The organism is Mesorhizobium sp. M1B.F.Ca.ET.045.04.1.1 (assembly GCF_003952465.1).
Taxonomy (GTDB): domain Bacteria; phylum Pseudomonadota; class Alphaproteobacteria; order Rhizobiales; family Rhizobiaceae; genus Mesorhizobium; species Mesorhizobium shonense.
The window spans coordinates 4,626,335-4,641,364 of the sequence record NZ_CP034448.1 but is presented as its reverse complement, the minus strand read 5'-3'; the positions used below and the strand labels follow the sequence as shown (position 1 = coordinate 4,641,364).

The following is a 15,030-nucleotide window of genomic DNA, read 5'->3' as shown; positions in this document are numbered from 1 at the left end:
CCGCATCCCTGTTCGAAGCGGCGCATATAGCGTGGATAGCGACCGGTGTCAGCCTTTGCGCTGCGGCCGTCGCGACATAAGCTGACAACATGCGTCCTTCCATCCTCGATCCCTTGTTTGTCCCGATAACCTCGCTTGCCGGCATCGGCCCGAAAGTCGGGACCATGATCGAACGGGTCGTGCCCGCCGACCTCGGCGACCGTCCCGCACGCGCCGCCGACCTATTGTTCGTCTTACCCAACACGGTGATCGACCGCCGCAACCGGCCTGGCATCGCGCTTTCGGCCGAAGGCCAGATCGTCACGCTCGAGGTACGTGTCGACCGTCATCAGCCGCCGCCCCCGCGCAACAAGTCGGTGCCCTACCGCGTCTACGCCCATGACGACACCGGCGAGATCGCGCTGACCTTCTTCCATGCCCATGCCGCGTATCTGCAGAAGATGCTGCCGGAAGGCGAACGTGTCGTGATCTCCGGCCGCATGGAGTGGTTCAACGGCCGCCCGACCATGGTCCATCCCGACCATATCGCGCCGATCGACGAGGCCGAGGGTCTGCCGCTGGTCGAGCCGGTCTATCCGCTCACCGCCGGCCTGTCGGCCAAGGTGCTGCGCCGCGCCATCGGGCAATCGCTCGGCCGCCTGCCGGAACTGCCGGAATGGCAGGACGACGCCTTCATGCGCCGGCACACCTTTCCCGCCTTCGGCGATGCGCTCACCCGCATCCATAACCCAGCCGACCCGATCGACGTCGCCGTCGAGGGTTCGGCCTGGCGTCGCCTTGCCTATGACGAGTTCCTGGCCGGCCAGGTATCGCTGGCGCTGGTGCGGGCCAAAATCCGCCGCCTTTCGGGCCGGCCGCTGGTCGGCGACGGCCGCATCGTCGAAAAGCTGCGCGCTGCCCTGCCCTACAAGCTTACCCCCAGCCAGGAATTCGCGCTCGGCGAAATCAATGCCGACCTCGCCGATCCCGAACGCATGCTGCGCCTGCTGCAGGGCGATGTCGGCTCCGGCAAGACGGTGGTCGCCCTGCTCGCCATGGGACGCGCGGTGGAGGCAGGCGGTCAGGCGGCCCTGATGGCGCCGACCGAGATCCTGGCGCGCCAGCATCTGGCGACAATCGCGCCGCTCGCGGAAGACGCCGGGCTGCGCACGGCGGTCCTGACCGGGCGCGAGAAGGGCCGCGAGCGCACGGAGACGCTGGAGGGACTCGCCAGCGGCGCCACCGACATCGTCGTCGGCACCCACGCGCTGTTCCAGGAAACGGTGACGTTCCACGACCTCGTGCTTGCCGTGGTCGACGAGCAGCACCGCTTCGGCGTCCACCAGCGCCTCGCCATCACCGCCAAGGGCGATGCGCCCGACATGCTGGTGATGACGGCGACGCCCATTCCGCGCACGCTGGTGCTCACCGCTTTCGGCGACATGGATGTCTCGAAGCTCACCGAAAAACCCGCCGGCCGCCAGCCGATCCGCACCGTCACCTTGCCGATGGAGCGGCTGGACGAATTGGTCGGGCGCATGGTTGACGCCGTCGCCGAAGGCCAGAAGATTTATTGGATCTGCCCGCTGGTCGAGGAATCCGAAGAGATCAAGCTGATGTCGGCGGAGGACCGTTTTGCGTCGCTGAAGCCGCTTTTCGGCGACCGGATCGGCCTCGTGCACGGCCGCATGAAGGGCGCCGAGAAGGATGAGGCGATGCGCGCCTTCAAGCAAGGCGAGACGCGCATCCTGATCGCGACCACCGTGATCGAGGTCGGTGTCGACGTGCCGGACGCTACGATCATGGTCATCGAGCATGCTGAGCGCTTCGGCCTGGCGCAACTGCATCAGCTGCGCGGCCGGGTTGGGCGCGGCGACAAGCCGTCATCCTGCGTGCTGCTCTACAAGGACCCGCTCGGCGAGACGGCGAAGCGCCGGCTTTCGGTGATGCGCGAGACCGAGGACGGCTTTCGTATCGCCGAGGAGGACCTGAAGCTGCGCGGCGAAGGCGAGCTGCTTGGCACCCGCCAGTCCGGCACACCCGGCTTCCAGGTGGCGCGCATCGAGTTCCACGCCGACCTGCTCGAAGCCGCGCGCGACGATGCCCGCCTGATCTTGTCGCGCGATCCGGAACTGCAGTCCGAACGTGGCGAGGCGCTCCGGCTGCTGCTTTACCTGTTCGGACGCGATGAAGCAGTGCGCTTGCTGCGCGCCGGCTGAGGCCCGGCGCCGAGTGGTGGGTTGGCAAGCGGGCCCTCTATCCGTTCGCCGTTCAGCGTCACCAGCTTGGTCTTGACCTCCGGCGCCACCATGCCGGCCGAGACGATCAGCTTGGCGCCATCCTCGATGGTCATGTCGAGCGGCACGATCTCGGATTTCAGCACATACATCAGGAAGCCGGTGGTCGGGTTCGGCGTGCACGGCATGAACACCGCGATCAGCGGATCGCCTTCCTGGTCGAGCTTCTGGTTGATCTCGGTTTCCTTCTCGCTGGCGACGAAGACCAGCGACCAAACCCCTTTTCGCGGGTATTCGACCAGGCCGACCTGGCGGAACAGGTCGCCCTTATTCGACAGCACCGTCTCGAAAATCTGCTTCAGCGAACCGTAGATGCCGCGCACCAGCGGCATGCGGCCGAGCAGCCGCTCGCCGAAATTGACGATGGCGCGGCCGACGATGTTCGCCGTCAGGAAGCCGATCAGCGTGATCAGCACCAGCGCCACGATAAGTCCGAAGCCGGGCACCGGGAATGGCAGATAGGTGTCGGGATTGTAGCGAGCGGGAATATAAGGCTTCACCCAGGAATCGACCCAGCCGATGAGGGACCAGGCGATATAGGCGGTGATCGCCAGCGGCGCGCAGACGACGAAGCCGGTCAGGAAGTAGTTCCTGAGCCGGGTCATGCCAGAGGTCTTCAGGGCGTCGGACATGGGATCACCGCGGCGCAGGTTGCGACGCTGAGATTAGTGAACCGCGAGCCGGTTTGGAACTGCGAAGTTTTTAAAGATGCCCGCTAAGCCGCCGCATCCATCGGCACGATCTTCTCAAGTTCCGCCGCGATCTTTCTCGCCTCGGTCTCGAGTTCGTAGGCCTTCTGGAAGTTCATCCAGAACTCGGGCGTGGTGTTGAAGAACCTGGCAAGGCGAAGGGCGGTATCCGGAGTCAAGCCGACCTCCTCCTTCACGATTCGTTCGATGCGGGTCCGCGGGAGATTAAGTTTCTTCGCAAGTGCGCCGGCACTCATGCTTAGCGGCACCAGATACTCCTCGCGTAGGAATTCCCCGGGGTGGATAGGGCGTGCGAACTTGACCATAGCTCAGTATCCTCAATGGGTTAGGGGTGGGTGCCCTTCCCCACGACGTGTATCATGCTATGATACAAAGCCAAACGGAAGCTGCTTCCGTTGGGATTAGCCGAGACATCCTTCCTTTCGTCATCCACGGGCGAAGCAGGAGCGCAGCTCCTGCGCAGACCCGAGGATCCATTCCGTGACGTCTGCCGAAGGATACAACATCTCAGAATAGTCACCTGATCAACCATCCGTTATTCTTCATGCATGACGGGATATGTCTATATGACAGCAAGCAAGAAGCGCGGCACCATCTACACTGGTGTCACGAACGATCTTGGCCGTCGGATGCCGGAGCACAGGTCCGGCGAAGGCTCGCGCTTTACCGGGCGCTACGGCGTGCAGCGTCTGGTCTGGTACGAGGAATATTTCGACATCCGCGATGCCATCCAGCGCGAAAAATCGCTGAAACGCTGGCCGCGCCAGTGGAAAATCGAATTAGTCGAAAGGACCAATCCGGAGTGGTTCGAGCTTTTTCGCGGCACCGGCTGGTAGCGCCTAATTCTGCGATGCTTTGATCGCTCCAACGTCACGGAATGGATCCTCGGGTCTGCGCAGGAGCTACGCTCCTGCTCCGCCCGTGGATGACGAAAGAAGGGGCCGCAGCGCCGAGAACCTACTCCACCGTCACCGATTTCGCCAGATTGCGCGGCTGGTCGACGTCGGTGCCCATGAACACGGCGGTGAAATAGGCGAGCATCTGGATCGGCAGCGCGTAGATGATCGGCGAGATGATCTCCGGCACGTCGGGCAGGATGATCGTCTCCATCGTCTTGATGCCCGCCTGCGCCGCCCCCTTGCCGTCGGTGATAAGGATGATCTTGCCGCCGCGCGCCGCCACTTCCTGCATGTTCGACACCGTCTTTTCGAAGATGCGGTCATGCGGCGCGATCACGATCACCGGCATGTTCTCGTCGATCAGCGCGATCGGCCCGTGCTTCAGCTCGCCGCCGGCATAGCCCTCGGCATGGATGTAGGAGATTTCCTTGAGCTTCAGCGCCCCTTCCATGGCTAAAGGGAAATTGGTGTCCCGGCCGAGATAGAGCACGTCCTTGTAGCGGGAGAGCTCGCGCGAGATGCGTTCGATCTGCTCGTCGAGCTTCAGCACCTGGGTGGCGAAGCGCGGCGCCTCGGAAAGCTCGCGCACCAGCTGCCGCTCCTCATCGCGCGAGATCGTGCCGCGCGCCACGCCGGCGCGCACGGCAAGAGCAGCGAGAACCGACAGCTGGCAAGTAAAAGCCTTGGTCGAGGCGACGCCGATCTCCGGCCCGGCCAGCGTCGGCAGCACGACGTCGGATTCGCGCGCCATGGTCGATTCGCGCACATTGACGACGGCGCCGATCTTCATACCGGCCTGGCGGCAGTAGCGCAGCGAAGCCAGCGTGTCGGCGGTCTCGCCCGACTGCGAGATGAAGAAGGCCGCATCGTTCGCTGAAAGCGGCATCTCGCGGTAGCGGAATTCGGAGGCGACGTCGATGTCGACCGGCAGCCGTGCATAGCGCTCGAACCAGTATTTGCTGATCAGCCCGGCGAGATAGGCGGTGCCGCAGGCCGAGAGCGCCAGCCGGCCGATCCTGGCGAAGTCGAACGGCAGTTCGAGCGGCTTCGACACGCCGGAGACGAAATCCACGTAATGCGCCAGCGTGTGCGAGATCACCTCCGGCTGCTCATGGATTTCCTTTTCCATGAAATGGCGGCGGTTGCCCTTGTCGACCATGAAGCTGGTCGACAGCGACTGCTGCCGCTTGCGGTCGACCTTATTGCCGTCGATGTCGTAGATGGTGACGCTGTTGCGGCGCACTTCCGCCCAGTCGCCGTCTTCCAGATAGGTAACCGCGTTGGTGAAGGGCGCCAGCGCGATGGCGTCGGAGCCGAGGAACATTTCGCCGTCGCCATGGCCGACGGCCAAAGGCGGACCGTTGCGGGCGCCGACGATCAGATCCTCGTCGCCCTTGAACATGATGGCCAGCGCAAAGGCGCCGGAGAGCCGCTTCAGCGCCTGATGCGCCGCCTGGACCGGCTGCAGCCCCTTGGCGAGCTCCCGCGCCACCAGATGGGCGACGACCTCGGTGTCGGTCTGCGAGGAGAAGGTATAGCCGTCACGGACAAGCTCGTCGCGCAGCTCGGCAAAATTCTCGATGATGCCGTTGTGGACGATGGCAACGCCCTCGGAAAAATGCGGATGCGCGTTGGTCTCGTTCGGCACGCCATGTGTTGCCCAGCGCGTGTGGCCGATGCCGATCGTGCCGTCGAGCGGCTCTTCCTTCAGCCGGCGTTCCAGATTGATCAGTTTGCCTTCGGCGCGGCGGCGGCCGAGCGCGCCCTTCTCGATGGTGGCGACGCCGGCCGAGTCATAACCGCGATATTCCAGCCGCTTCAGCGCATCGACGATGAGCGGCGCGACCTGCGAATGGCCGACAATTCCAACGATACCGCACATGCGCTGCCCCCTATTCCCTGCGGAAACCCAGCGCTATCTAGGGATTGCCGGATTGCCGCGAAAGTCACTTTGCGTTTCGTTCCGTGTCAGCCGGAACGGTTTTGCACCGATGCACCATGACAGGGCGCGCTTGCAATCCGGTTACCGCAATTGCTTTGGTTTTTCGCAGCGCAGGTCCCCGATTGTTCATCGGCACCGGTCGCGTCAGCACGGAAACCGCCTTTACTTGTCACACTGCCGCCTTCTTCCGCACCGCGGCGGCCGAGGCGAAGCGCTCGCGCAATTCCTTGCCTTTGCCGGGCAGCGTCTTCTGGCGGGCGCGGCCGAAGGCCAGCGCATCGTCGGGCACGCTTTCGGTGATCACGCTGCCCGAGGCGATGTAGCCGCCCTTGCCGATCGTGAGCGGCGCCACCAGCGAGGAGTTCGAGCCGACAAAGGCGCCCTCGCCGATGTCGGTGAAGAATTTCGAGTAGCCGTCATAATTGCAGGTGATGGTGCCGGCACCGATATTGGCCCCGGCGCCGACACGCGCGTCGCCGATATAGGTCAGGTGATTGACCTTGGCGCCCTCCTCGACCGTCGCCTGCTTGACCTCACAGAAATTGCCCACTTTCGCCCTCTGCTTGAGATCGGCGCCCGGCCGCAGCCGCGCGAACGGCCCGACGTCGCAATTCGAAGCGATCGTCGCCCCTTCGACATGACTGAAGGCGTGTATCCTGGCGCCCGAGGCGATCTTGACGCCAGGACCGAACCAGACATTCGGCTCGACGATCGTGTCGGCGCCGATTTCGGTGTCGTGTGAGAAATAGACCGTTTCGGGCGCGATCAGCGTCGCGCCGGAAAGCATCGCCTCGCGCCGCCGGCGCGCCTGCCAGATGCCTTCCGCCTCGGCCAACTCGGCCCGGTTGTTGATGCCGAGCGCGCTCTCGAAACTGGCCTCCGTGGCGACGACATCGAGGCCTTCCGCCCCCGCGATCTCGACGATGTCGGTGAGGTAGAACTCGCCCTTGGCATTGCTGTTGCCGACCTTGTCGAGCAATCGAAGCGCATGCTTGCCGGCCACCGCCATCATCCCGGCATTGCAGAAGCCGATCTTCTTCTCCGCCTCGGAGCAGTCCTTCTCCTCACGGATGGCGACCAGCCGGCCGCCTTTTTCGATCAGTCGGCCATAGCCGGTCGGATTGGGCGGGCGGAAGCCGATCACCGCAACGGCCGTGCCCTCCGCCAGTTTCTGCCGCGCGGCGGCCAATGCCGCCGCGTCGATCAGAGGCGTGTCGCCGAACATGACGAGAATGTCGTCATAACCCTTTGATATAGCTTCACGGGCGGCAAGAACGGCATGTGCGGTGCCGAGCCGCTTGTCCTGCACGAAGGTCTCGGCCTTCGGCGCGAATTTCTGTGCCGCCTTTCTCATCTCGTCGGCGCCATGACCGATCACCAGGGCCAAACCCGTCGCCCCGGCAGCCTCGGCCGCCTTCACCACATGCGCCACCATCGGCAGGCCGGCGATGGCGTGCAGCACCTTGGGCATGGCACTTTCATGCGCGTGCCTTCGCCGGCGGCGAGGATGACGGACAGGCAGGATCTCTGGCTCATGGATCGGCAACCGTATGAAATTGGATCAGGAATGGAAAACGCTTAGCATCTGGCGGCATGCTGCACCAATGCGGTTAAATTCCGGTGAGATGGAAGAGCAGCTGACTCTTAATCAGCGGGTCTCTGAGGGCAACCGTCCCTACGCCAAGCCGTGCTTCTTGAATTCCGCCTGCTCGTCGCCGGCGATCCAGCCAAATACCTTCAGGCTACCGTCGCGCCGTTCTAGGAGATAATCGACCTCGAAATCGATGGTCACGGGACTTTTGTCCTTGCGCTCATACTCGCCCGACCATTGCACCTTGGCCACGCAATGGTCCTGGTCGATCGGCGTTACCGATACCTCCTTGCAGGTCATCTTCTTGCTGCCCATCGCGCGATAGGCCTCAAAACCCTTCTTCATAATGTCTTTCAACTGTTGGCCGTTCTCGCCGACCATGACCCCTGCGGGCGTCACCGAGACAAAGCCGGTCGAGTAGTTTCCGGCAACGTCGTTTAGATTGACGTTGCCGGCGATCGCATCGTTGTAGACCTTCTCATACGTCTTGAAGAACGTCTCGGCGTCTGTCTTGGATATCATTTCGCTCCCCACGAAAGTCGCAAACACACGAATTCCGCTGACCAACGCGACCGCTCGGTCATCGTTCCTGCGCTGGCGGAACTACCCCAGCCTCCCCAGCGCCGGAAAATTCTCGAGCAGCCAGTACGACGCGCTCTGCACTCCGCCGGTCAGGAAGAACACGCCAGCGACCACCAGCAGCGCGCCGATCGCCTTCTCGACGCGGCCGAGATGGACGCGGAATTTGCCGAGGAAGCGCATGAAGGCGCCGGAAAACAGCGCCGCGACTAGGAAGGGGATGCCGAGGCCCAGCGAATAGGCGGCGAGCAGCAACGCGCCCTCGCCCACCGTCTCGCGCCCGCCGGCTAACGTCAGGATCGGCCCCAGCACCGGGCCGATGCAGGGCGTCCAGCCGAAAGCGAAGGCCAGTCCCATGACATAGGCGGCGATCATGCTGGCGGGCTTGCCCTGCGACTGGAAGCGCGCCTCTCGCGACAAAAGCGGAATGCGCAATATGCCGAGAAAGTTCAGGCCCATGACGATGATCAGCGCGCCCGCTACCATCGCCAGCGGTTCCTGCCAGACGCGCAGCAGCCTGCCGATGGTCGAGGCGCCTGCGCCGAGCGCGACGAAGACGGTCGAGAAGCCGAGCACGAAGGCCAAAGAGGCATAAAGCAGCGCGCCACGCGTGCCGTCACTTGCCGTCATGCCTTGATTGCCGCGGAAATCATCGACGGACACGCCCGCCATGTAGCAGAGATAGGGCGGTACCAGCGGCAGCACGCAAGGCGACAGGAACGAGATCGCCCCTGCCCCGACCGCGCTGACATAGCCGATGTCCAATGCCATCTCATAAGACCCCGATTGTGCTGGCGCCGATATAGCGATGCCGGAGCCCTCGTGCCAATCACCATTGTGTGGCACGTGGTCGCCCGGCCGAGGAAGAAACGGCCTCCCCTGTGCGTTGACTGAACGGGCGCGCGATTGCCGCGCTTGTTCTCAGGGAGGTTTATCATGAAATCGATTGCGCTTGGATTCGCGGCTCTGTTGCTTGGCACGGCCGCATCCCATGCCGCCGAGGCGTGGAAGGAGGCCGAAGTCGGCGGCAAGAAGATCTATACCGATGCCATGGGCATGACGCTTTACACCTATGACAAGGACGAGAAGGGCAAATCCAACTGCTACGACAAATGCGCCGCCAACTGGCCGCCGTTGAAGGCCGAGGCCGGCGCCAAGGCGGATGATGAATGGACGATCGTCGATCGCACCGACGGCACCAAGATGTGGGCCTATGACGGCAAGCCGGTCTACACCTTCGTCAAAGACAAGAAGGCCGGCGATATGACCGGCGAAGGCGTCGCCGGCGCCTGGCACGTCGTCGCGGCCGATTGATTTCTTTTGGGCGGGCTGGCTGCCGGATCTTTGGCCGGCAGTCAGCCATCCCATCTCCTCCCCAAAAATGTGATCTTCGCCATACACTCTTAGAGTGTATCGCTTGCGCCGGGTCCGCAAATTGGGCCCTTCCCCTTGACCGATTGCAAAAGCACGGCCATGTGAGCGACGAAAAGAGTGGGATTTCGTCGTGCGCCGCGGAGTTCTTCCGCCGCCTCACAGCTGATAAGAGACCTCATGGACGTCGTCGTCGTCGAATCGCCGGCCAAGGCAAAGACAATCAACAAATATCTGGGCAAGAACTATAAGGTCCTGGCCTCGTTCGGCCATGTCCGCGATCTTCCGGCCAAGGACGGCTCGGTGCGTCCCGACGAGGACTTTGCCATGTCCTGGTCGGTCGACACCGCCTCCGGCAAGCGCCTCGCCGACATCGCCAAGGCGGTCAAGGATGCCGACGGGCTGATCCTCGCCACCGACCCGGATCGCGAAGGCGAGGCGATTTCCTGGCATGTGCTGGAAGTGCTCAGGCAGAAGCGCGCGCTGAAGGACAAGCCGGTCAGCCGCGTCGTCTTCAACGCCATCACCAAGTCTTCGGTGTTGGAAGCCATGGCCAATCCGCGCCAGATCGATGCGCCGCTGGTCGATGCCTATCTCGCCCGCCGCGCGCTCGATTATCTGGTCGGCTTCACGCTCTCGCCGGTGCTGTGGCGCAAGCTGCCGGGCGCGCGCTCCGCCGGCCGCGTCCAGTCGGTGGCGCTGCGCCTCGTCAGCGACCGCGAGTCCGAGATCGAGCGCTTCATCCGCGAGGAATACTGGCAGATCGCCGCCATCCTCAACACGCCGCGGAACGACAGCTTCGAGGCTAGGCTGACCGCCTATGCCGGCAAGAAGCTGCAAAAACTCGACATCGCCAACAAGGCGCAGGCCGACGACATCAAGGCGATGCTGGAAGGCGCGACCTTCAAGGCCTTGTCGGTCGAAGCCAAGCCCACCAAGCGCAATCCGGGTCCGCCTTTCACCACCTCGACGCTGCAGCAGGCCGCGTCCTCGCGGCTCGGCTTCTCGGCCAACCGCACCATGCAGGTCGCCCAGAAGCTCTATGAAGGCATGGATGTCGGCGGCGAGACCGCCGGTCTCATCACCTATATGCGAACCGACGGCGTGCAGATGGCGCCTGAGGCGATCGAGGCCGCGCGCGATGCCATCGTCAGCGAATTCGGCGCAAAGTACCTGCCTGAAAAGCCCCGTTTTTACACAACGAAGGCCAAGAATGCCCAGGAAGCGCACGAGGCGATCCGCCCGACCGATTTCAAGCGCACACCGGCATCGGTCCGGCAATATCTCGATGCCGATCAGGCGCGGCTTTACGAGCTGATCTGGAAGCGTGCCATTGCCAGCCAAATGCAGCCGGCCGAGATCGAGCGCACCACGGTCGAGATCGAGGCCGTCAACGGCGCCCGCACCGCCGAGTTGCGCGCGGTGGGCTCGGTCGTGCGCTTCGACGGCTTCATTGCCGCCTATACCGACCAGAAGGAAGAGGACGCCGAGGACGAGGAAAGCCGCCGCCTGCCCGAGATCCGAGCCGATGAGCAGCTTGCCCGCGAGGCAATCAACGCCACTCAGCACACGACCGAGCCGCCGCCGCGCTACTCCGAGGCGTCGCTGATCAAGAAGCTGGAAGAGCTCGGCATCGGCCGGCCCTCGACCTACACGGCAATCCTGAAGACGCTGGAGGACCGCGACTACGTCGCCATCGACCGGCGCAAGCTGGTGCCGCAGGCGAAGGGACGGCTGCTCTCTGCCTTCCTCGAAAGCTTCTTCGAGCGCTATGTCGAATATGACTTCACCGCTTCGCTCGAGGAAAAGCTCGACGAGATTTCCGACGGCAAGCTCGCCTGGAAAGACGTGCTGCGCGACTTCTGGAAGGATTTTTCCGGCGCCGTCGACGACATCAAGGAACTCCGCGTCGCCGACGTGCTCGACGCCCTCAACGACGAGCTGGCCCCGCTGGTGTTCCCGGCGCGCGAAGATGGCTCGAACCCGCGCATCTGCCCGAAATGCGGCTCAGGCAACCTGTCGCTGAAGCTCGGCAAGTTCGGCGCCTCGTCGGCTGCTCGAACTATCCGGAATGCTCCTACACCCGTCAGCTTGGCGACGCCGCCAATCCCAATGGCGAGAACGGCAATGGCGAGGACGGCGTCAGGCTGCTCGGCAAGGATCCGTACACGGCCGAGGAGATCACGCTGCGCAGCGGCCGCTTCGGCCCCTATATCCAGCGCGGCGAAGGCAAGGACGCCAAGCGTTCCAGCCTGCCCAAGGGCTGGACGGCAGAATCGATCGACCATGAGAAGGCGATCGCGCTGTTGTCGTTGCCGCGCGACGTCGGCAAGCATCCGGAGACCGGCAAGATGATTTCGGCCGGCCTCGGACGCTACGGCCTTCGTGCTGCACGACGGCACCTATGCGAATCTCGAAAGCAACCGTTTCTCGATCGGCTTGAACCGCGCCGTCTCGGTGATCGCCGAGAAGCAGCAAAAGGGCAAGGGCCGGCAACCGGCGCCACGGCCCCGCGGCGCTGAAGGAGCTTGGCGACCATCCCGACGGCGGCGGCAAGATCGTCGTGCGCGACGGCAAGTACGGCCCCTATGTCAACTACGGCAAGGTCAATGCGACGCTGCCCAAGGGCAAGGACCCGCAGTCGGTGACGATGGAAGAGGCGCTCGCCTTGATCGCCGAGAAGGAAGCCAAGGGCGGGGGCGGCAAGAAGCCGTTCCGCCGGGCGGCGAAGAAAGGATAGCAGGACGTGGCGCGCAGGATCTCCGGAAGAAGCCACGGCGATCCGCGCAGCGCCGACACCCGGGCCAAGGTCAAGGACGACTACCGGCCCTCGCGTGACGAAATCCTGCGCTACATCGCCGAAAATCCCGATCGCTCCGGAAAGCGCGAGATCGCCAAGGCCTTCGCGCTGCGCGGCCAGGACCGCATCTGGCTGAAGGACCTGCTGCGCGACCTTCAGGACGAAGGCCTGCTGACCAAGGAACGTAAGCGCCTCACCCGTGCGGGCGCCTTGCCCCACGTCGCCGTGCTCGACATTGTCGGTCGCGACGCCGATGGCGTGCTGCTCGCCAATCCGAGCGAATATACCGGCGCAGGCTCGCCGCCCGTCATCGCCATCCGCATGTCGCGCGGCGCCAGTGGCCCTGTCCCCGGCATCGGCGACCGCGTGCTCGCCAAGACCTTCCGGACCGACGACCCATCCGGCCCTGCTTACACCGGGCGGGTCATGAAAATCTTCGAGAAGCGCAGCGAGGCGGTGCTCGGCGTCTTCCGCGTGCTGAAGGACGGTTCTTTCCGCATCGAACCGGTAGAGCGGCGCCAGCCCGAACTAATCGTCGACAAGGAATTCCAGAACGGCGCCAAAAACGGCGATCTGGTCGAGGTCGAGCCGGCCCGCGCGTCGCGCTACGGCCTGCCGCGTGCCAAGGTGCTGGCGGTGCTTGGCTCGCTGACCAGCGAGAAGGCGGTCTCGATGATCGCCATCCACGCCCACGACATCCCGCACATCTTTCCGGCCGACGTGATCGCCGAGGCCGAGGCGGCGAAGCCCGCGACGCTTGCCGGCCGCGAGGATTGGCGCGATTTGCCGCTGGTCACCATCGACCCGGCCGACGCCAAGGACCATGACGACGCCGTCTTCGCCACGCCCGACACGGACGAAAAAAACCCGGGCGGCGTCATAGCCACCGTGGCGATCGCCGATGTCGCCGCCTATATCCGCTACGGCACGCCGCTCGACCGCGAGGCGCTGAAACGCGGCAATTCGGTCTATTTCCCGGACCGTGTCGTGCCGATGCTGCCCGAGCGCATCTCCAACGATCTTTGCTCGCTGCGCGAAGGCGAGGATCGTCCGGCCATCGCCGTGCGCATGACCTTTTCCGCGGAAGGCCGCAAGCTCAGGCACTCCTTCCATCGCGTCATGATGAAATCGGCGGCCAAGCTCGCCTACCCGCAGGCGCAAGCGGCGATCGACGGCGTGCTGGACGACAAGACCGGGCCGATCCTCGATAGCGTTCTGAAGCCGCTGTGGGACGCCTATGCAGTGCTGAAGCGCGGCCGCAATGCCCGCCAGCCGCTGGAGCTCGACCTGCCGGAACGCAAGATCCTGCTCAAGCCCGACGGCACCGTCGACCGCGTTGTCGTGCCGGAGCGCCTCGACGCCCACAAGCTCATCGAGGAGTTCATGATCCAGGCCAACGTCGCGGCCGCCGAGACACTCGAAGGCAAGAAGGAGCCTCTCGTCTTTCGCATTCACGACGCGCCTTCTCTGGCCAAGCAGGAATCGCTGCGCGAGTTCCTGCAAACGCTTGGCCTGTCGCTGGCGCGCGGCGCGCAGATGCGGCCAGGGCAGTTCAACGGCATTCTGGAGCGCGTGCGCGGCGCCGACAACGAGGCGCTGGTCAACGAGGTGGTGCTGCGCTCGCAGAGCCAGGCCGAATATTCGCCGAAGAATATCGGCCATTTCGGGCTTAATCTCAGGCGCTACGCGCATTTCACCTCGCCTATCCGCCGCTATGCGGATCTCATCGTGCATCGCGGACTGATCGCCGCGCTCGGCCTCGGTCCCGGCGGCCTGACCCAGCAGGAGGCCGACCGGCTGGAGGAAGTCGCAGCACTCATCTCGGCCACCGAACGCCGCGCCATGGCCGCCGAACGCGATACCGTCGACCGGCTGATCGCGGCTTACCTGGCCGAGCGCATCAACGACACCTTCGACGCGCGTATCTCCGGCGTCACCAAGGCGGGACTCTTTGTCCAATTGCCGCAATACGGCGCGGATGGTTTCATCCCGGTGTCAAGTTTGAACGGCGACTACTATATCTACGACGAAACCGCTCGATCGCTGTTCGGGGAACGCACCGGCAAGGGTTACCAGCTTGCCGACCGCGTCGAGGTTCGGCTGCTCGAGGTCGCGCCGATGGCCGGCGCGATGCGTTTCGAGATGCTGAGCGACCCGAAGCCGCTGCCAGGCTCGCGACGGTCGTTCCACAAGGCCAAGGGCCGCGCCCGCGCATCGCAGTCGCGTTTCGGGCCTCGCGGCAGGAGAAGGTGATGCCAAAGGAATTTGGTATGGAACAACGGGTTTTCGGCGGCGAGAATCACTCCGGCCGCGCCGCGCGTCCGCTGTGGACGGCGATCAAGCGCGGCATGCTCGGCCGCTGCCCGCATTGCGGCGAAGGCAAGCTGTTCTACGCCTTCACCAAGTCCGTCGACACATGCAGCGTCTGCGGTGAGGAGCTTCATCACCATCGCGCCGACGACCTTCCCGCCTATCTGGTGATCGTCATCGTCGGCCACATCGTGGTTGGCGCCTTCATGGGTGTGGAGGCGACCTCGACGCTCACGCTGTGGCAGCACGCGCTGATCTGGGTGCCGCTGACCTTTGGTCTGGCCATCGCGCTGCTGCAGCCGGTCAAGGGCGCCGTCATCGGTCTGCAATGGGCGCTCTATATGCACGGCTTCGGCGGCGAGAAGGACGAGTTTGAACCGCATTCCTAGGCCTGGAGCGGCTCAGCCAACGCCGTCCGCTCCAAACATTGGTTTTTACGCAATTCCGGACGGAAAACCGCGGAAAACTGCTACGCACCTTTCCTGGAATTGCTCCAGCAGCGACGTTTCGTCCGAGGCTGGTGCAAAGATACGAACCCGCAAGCCACTTTCG

General features: G+C 64.0%; 10 protein-coding genes and 2 pseudogenes. 6 read left to right on the top strand and 6 right to left on the bottom strand.

Annotation, left to right across the window (positions count from 1 at the left end; all coding sequences use genetic code 11):
• Positions 1-89: 89 nt before the first annotated feature.
• Positions 90-2,198, top strand: coding sequence for an ATP-dependent DNA helicase RecG (recG, locus tag EJ071_RS22785; protein WP_126099885.1), 2,109 nt, complete (start codon positions 90-92; stop codon positions 2,196-2,198).
• On the opposite strand, the gene EJ071_RS22780 is transcribed toward recG, so the two are convergent.
• A complete protein-coding gene (locus EJ071_RS22780) occupies positions 2,150-2,908 on the bottom strand; it encodes a DUF502 domain-containing protein (RefSeq protein ID WP_126099884.1) in 759 nt (252 codons plus the stop codon). The genes recG and EJ071_RS22780 overlap by 49 nt on opposite strands.
• A gap of 83 nt (positions 2,909-2,991) precedes the next feature.
• Complete coding sequence (locus EJ071_RS22775) at positions 2,992-3,291, bottom strand: HigA family addiction module antitoxin (protein ID WP_126099883.1); 300 nt, start codon at positions 3,289-3,291, stop codon at positions 2,992-2,994.
• A gap of 243 nt (positions 3,292-3,534) precedes the next feature.
• On the opposite strand from EJ071_RS22775, the gene EJ071_RS22770 reads away from it, so the two are divergent.
• Positions 3,535-3,822, top strand: coding sequence for a GIY-YIG nuclease family protein (locus EJ071_RS22770; RefSeq protein WP_126099882.1), 288 nt, complete (start codon positions 3,535-3,537; stop codon positions 3,820-3,822).
• A gap of 121 nt (positions 3,823-3,943) precedes the next feature.
• Here the strand turns inward: EJ071_RS22770 and glmS are convergent, their stop codons facing one another.
• From glmS to EJ071_RS22750, 4 genes and pseudogenes are all read right to left on the bottom strand, one after another.
• Entirely contained in the window at positions 3,944-5,767 is a 1,824-nt protein-coding gene (glmS, locus tag EJ071_RS22765) for a glutamine--fructose-6-phosphate transaminase (isomerizing) (protein ID WP_126099881.1), read from the bottom strand.
• Between the two features lie 229 nt (positions 5,768-5,996).
• Positions 5,997-7,363 (bottom strand): annotated as a pseudogene (gene glmU / locus EJ071_RS22760) (bifunctional UDP-N-acetylglucosamine diphosphorylase/glucosamine-1-phosphate N-acetyltransferase GlmU).
• A 139-nt stretch (positions 7,364-7,502) separates the two neighbouring features.
• A complete protein-coding gene (locus tag EJ071_RS22755) occupies positions 7,503-7,940 on the bottom strand; it encodes a nuclear transport factor 2 family protein (protein ID WP_126099880.1) in 438 nt (145 codons plus the stop codon).
• Between the two features lie 81 nt (positions 7,941-8,021).
• Positions 8,022-8,768, bottom strand: coding sequence for a cytochrome c biogenesis CcdA family protein (locus tag EJ071_RS22750; RefSeq protein ID WP_126099879.1), 747 nt, complete (start codon positions 8,766-8,768; stop codon positions 8,022-8,024).
• 165 nt (positions 8,769-8,933) lie between these two features.
• Between EJ071_RS22750 and EJ071_RS22745 the strand changes: the two genes are divergently transcribed.
• The 4 genes and pseudogenes from EJ071_RS22745 (at position 8,934) to EJ071_RS22730 (ending at position 14,867) form a co-directional block, all read left to right on the top strand.
• Entirely contained in the window at positions 8,934-9,311 is a 378-nt protein-coding gene (locus tag EJ071_RS22745; protein WP_126099878.1) for a hypothetical protein, read from the top strand.
• A gap of 237 nt (positions 9,312-9,548) precedes the next feature.
• Positions 9,549-12,108, top strand: a pseudogene (gene topA / locus EJ071_RS22740) (type I DNA topoisomerase).
• Between the two features lie 6 nt (positions 12,109-12,114).
• Complete coding sequence (gene rnr / locus EJ071_RS22735; protein ID WP_126099877.1) at positions 12,115-14,421, top strand: ribonuclease R; 2,307 nt, start codon at positions 12,115-12,117, stop codon at positions 14,419-14,421.
• Entirely contained in the window at positions 14,421-14,867 is a 447-nt protein-coding gene (locus EJ071_RS22730) for a DUF983 domain-containing protein (protein ID WP_126099876.1), read from the top strand. The genes rnr and EJ071_RS22730 overlap by 1 nt, the downstream gene beginning before the upstream one ends.
• Positions 14,868-15,030: the final 163 nt, after the last annotated feature.

Excerpts from the sequence above, each read along its gene's own strand:
- EJ071_RS22755 (WP_126099880.1), bottom strand. The coding sequence starts at position 7,940 with ATGATATCCAAGACAGACGCCGAGACGTTCTTCAAGACGTATGAGAAG.
- EJ071_RS22775 (WP_126099883.1), bottom strand. The coding sequence starts at position 3,291 with ATGGTCAAGTTCGCACGCCCTATCCACCCCGGGGAATTCCTACGCGAG.
- EJ071_RS22730 (WP_126099876.1), top strand. The coding sequence starts at position 14,421 with ATGCCAAAGGAATTTGGTATGGAACAACGGGTTTTCGGCGGCGAGAAT.
- recG (WP_126099885.1), top strand. The coding sequence starts at position 90 with ATGCGTCCTTCCATCCTCGATCCCTTGTTTGTCCCGATAACCTCGCTT.
- EJ071_RS22750 (WP_126099879.1), bottom strand. The coding sequence starts at position 8,768 with ATGGCATTGGACATCGGCTATGTCAGCGCGGTCGGGGCAGGGGCGATC.
- EJ071_RS22770 (WP_126099882.1), top strand. The coding sequence starts at position 3,535 with ATGACGGGATATGTCTATATGACAGCAAGCAAGAAGCGCGGCACCATC.
- EJ071_RS22745 (WP_126099878.1), top strand. The coding sequence starts at position 8,934 with ATGAAATCGATTGCGCTTGGATTCGCGGCTCTGTTGCTTGGCACGGCC.
- glmS (WP_126099881.1), bottom strand. The coding sequence starts at position 5,767 with ATGTGCGGTATCGTTGGAATTGTCGGCCATTCGCAGGTCGCGCCGCTC.
- EJ071_RS22780 (WP_126099884.1), bottom strand. The coding sequence starts at position 2,908 with ATGTCCGACGCCCTGAAGACCTCTGGCATGACCCGGCTCAGGAACTAC.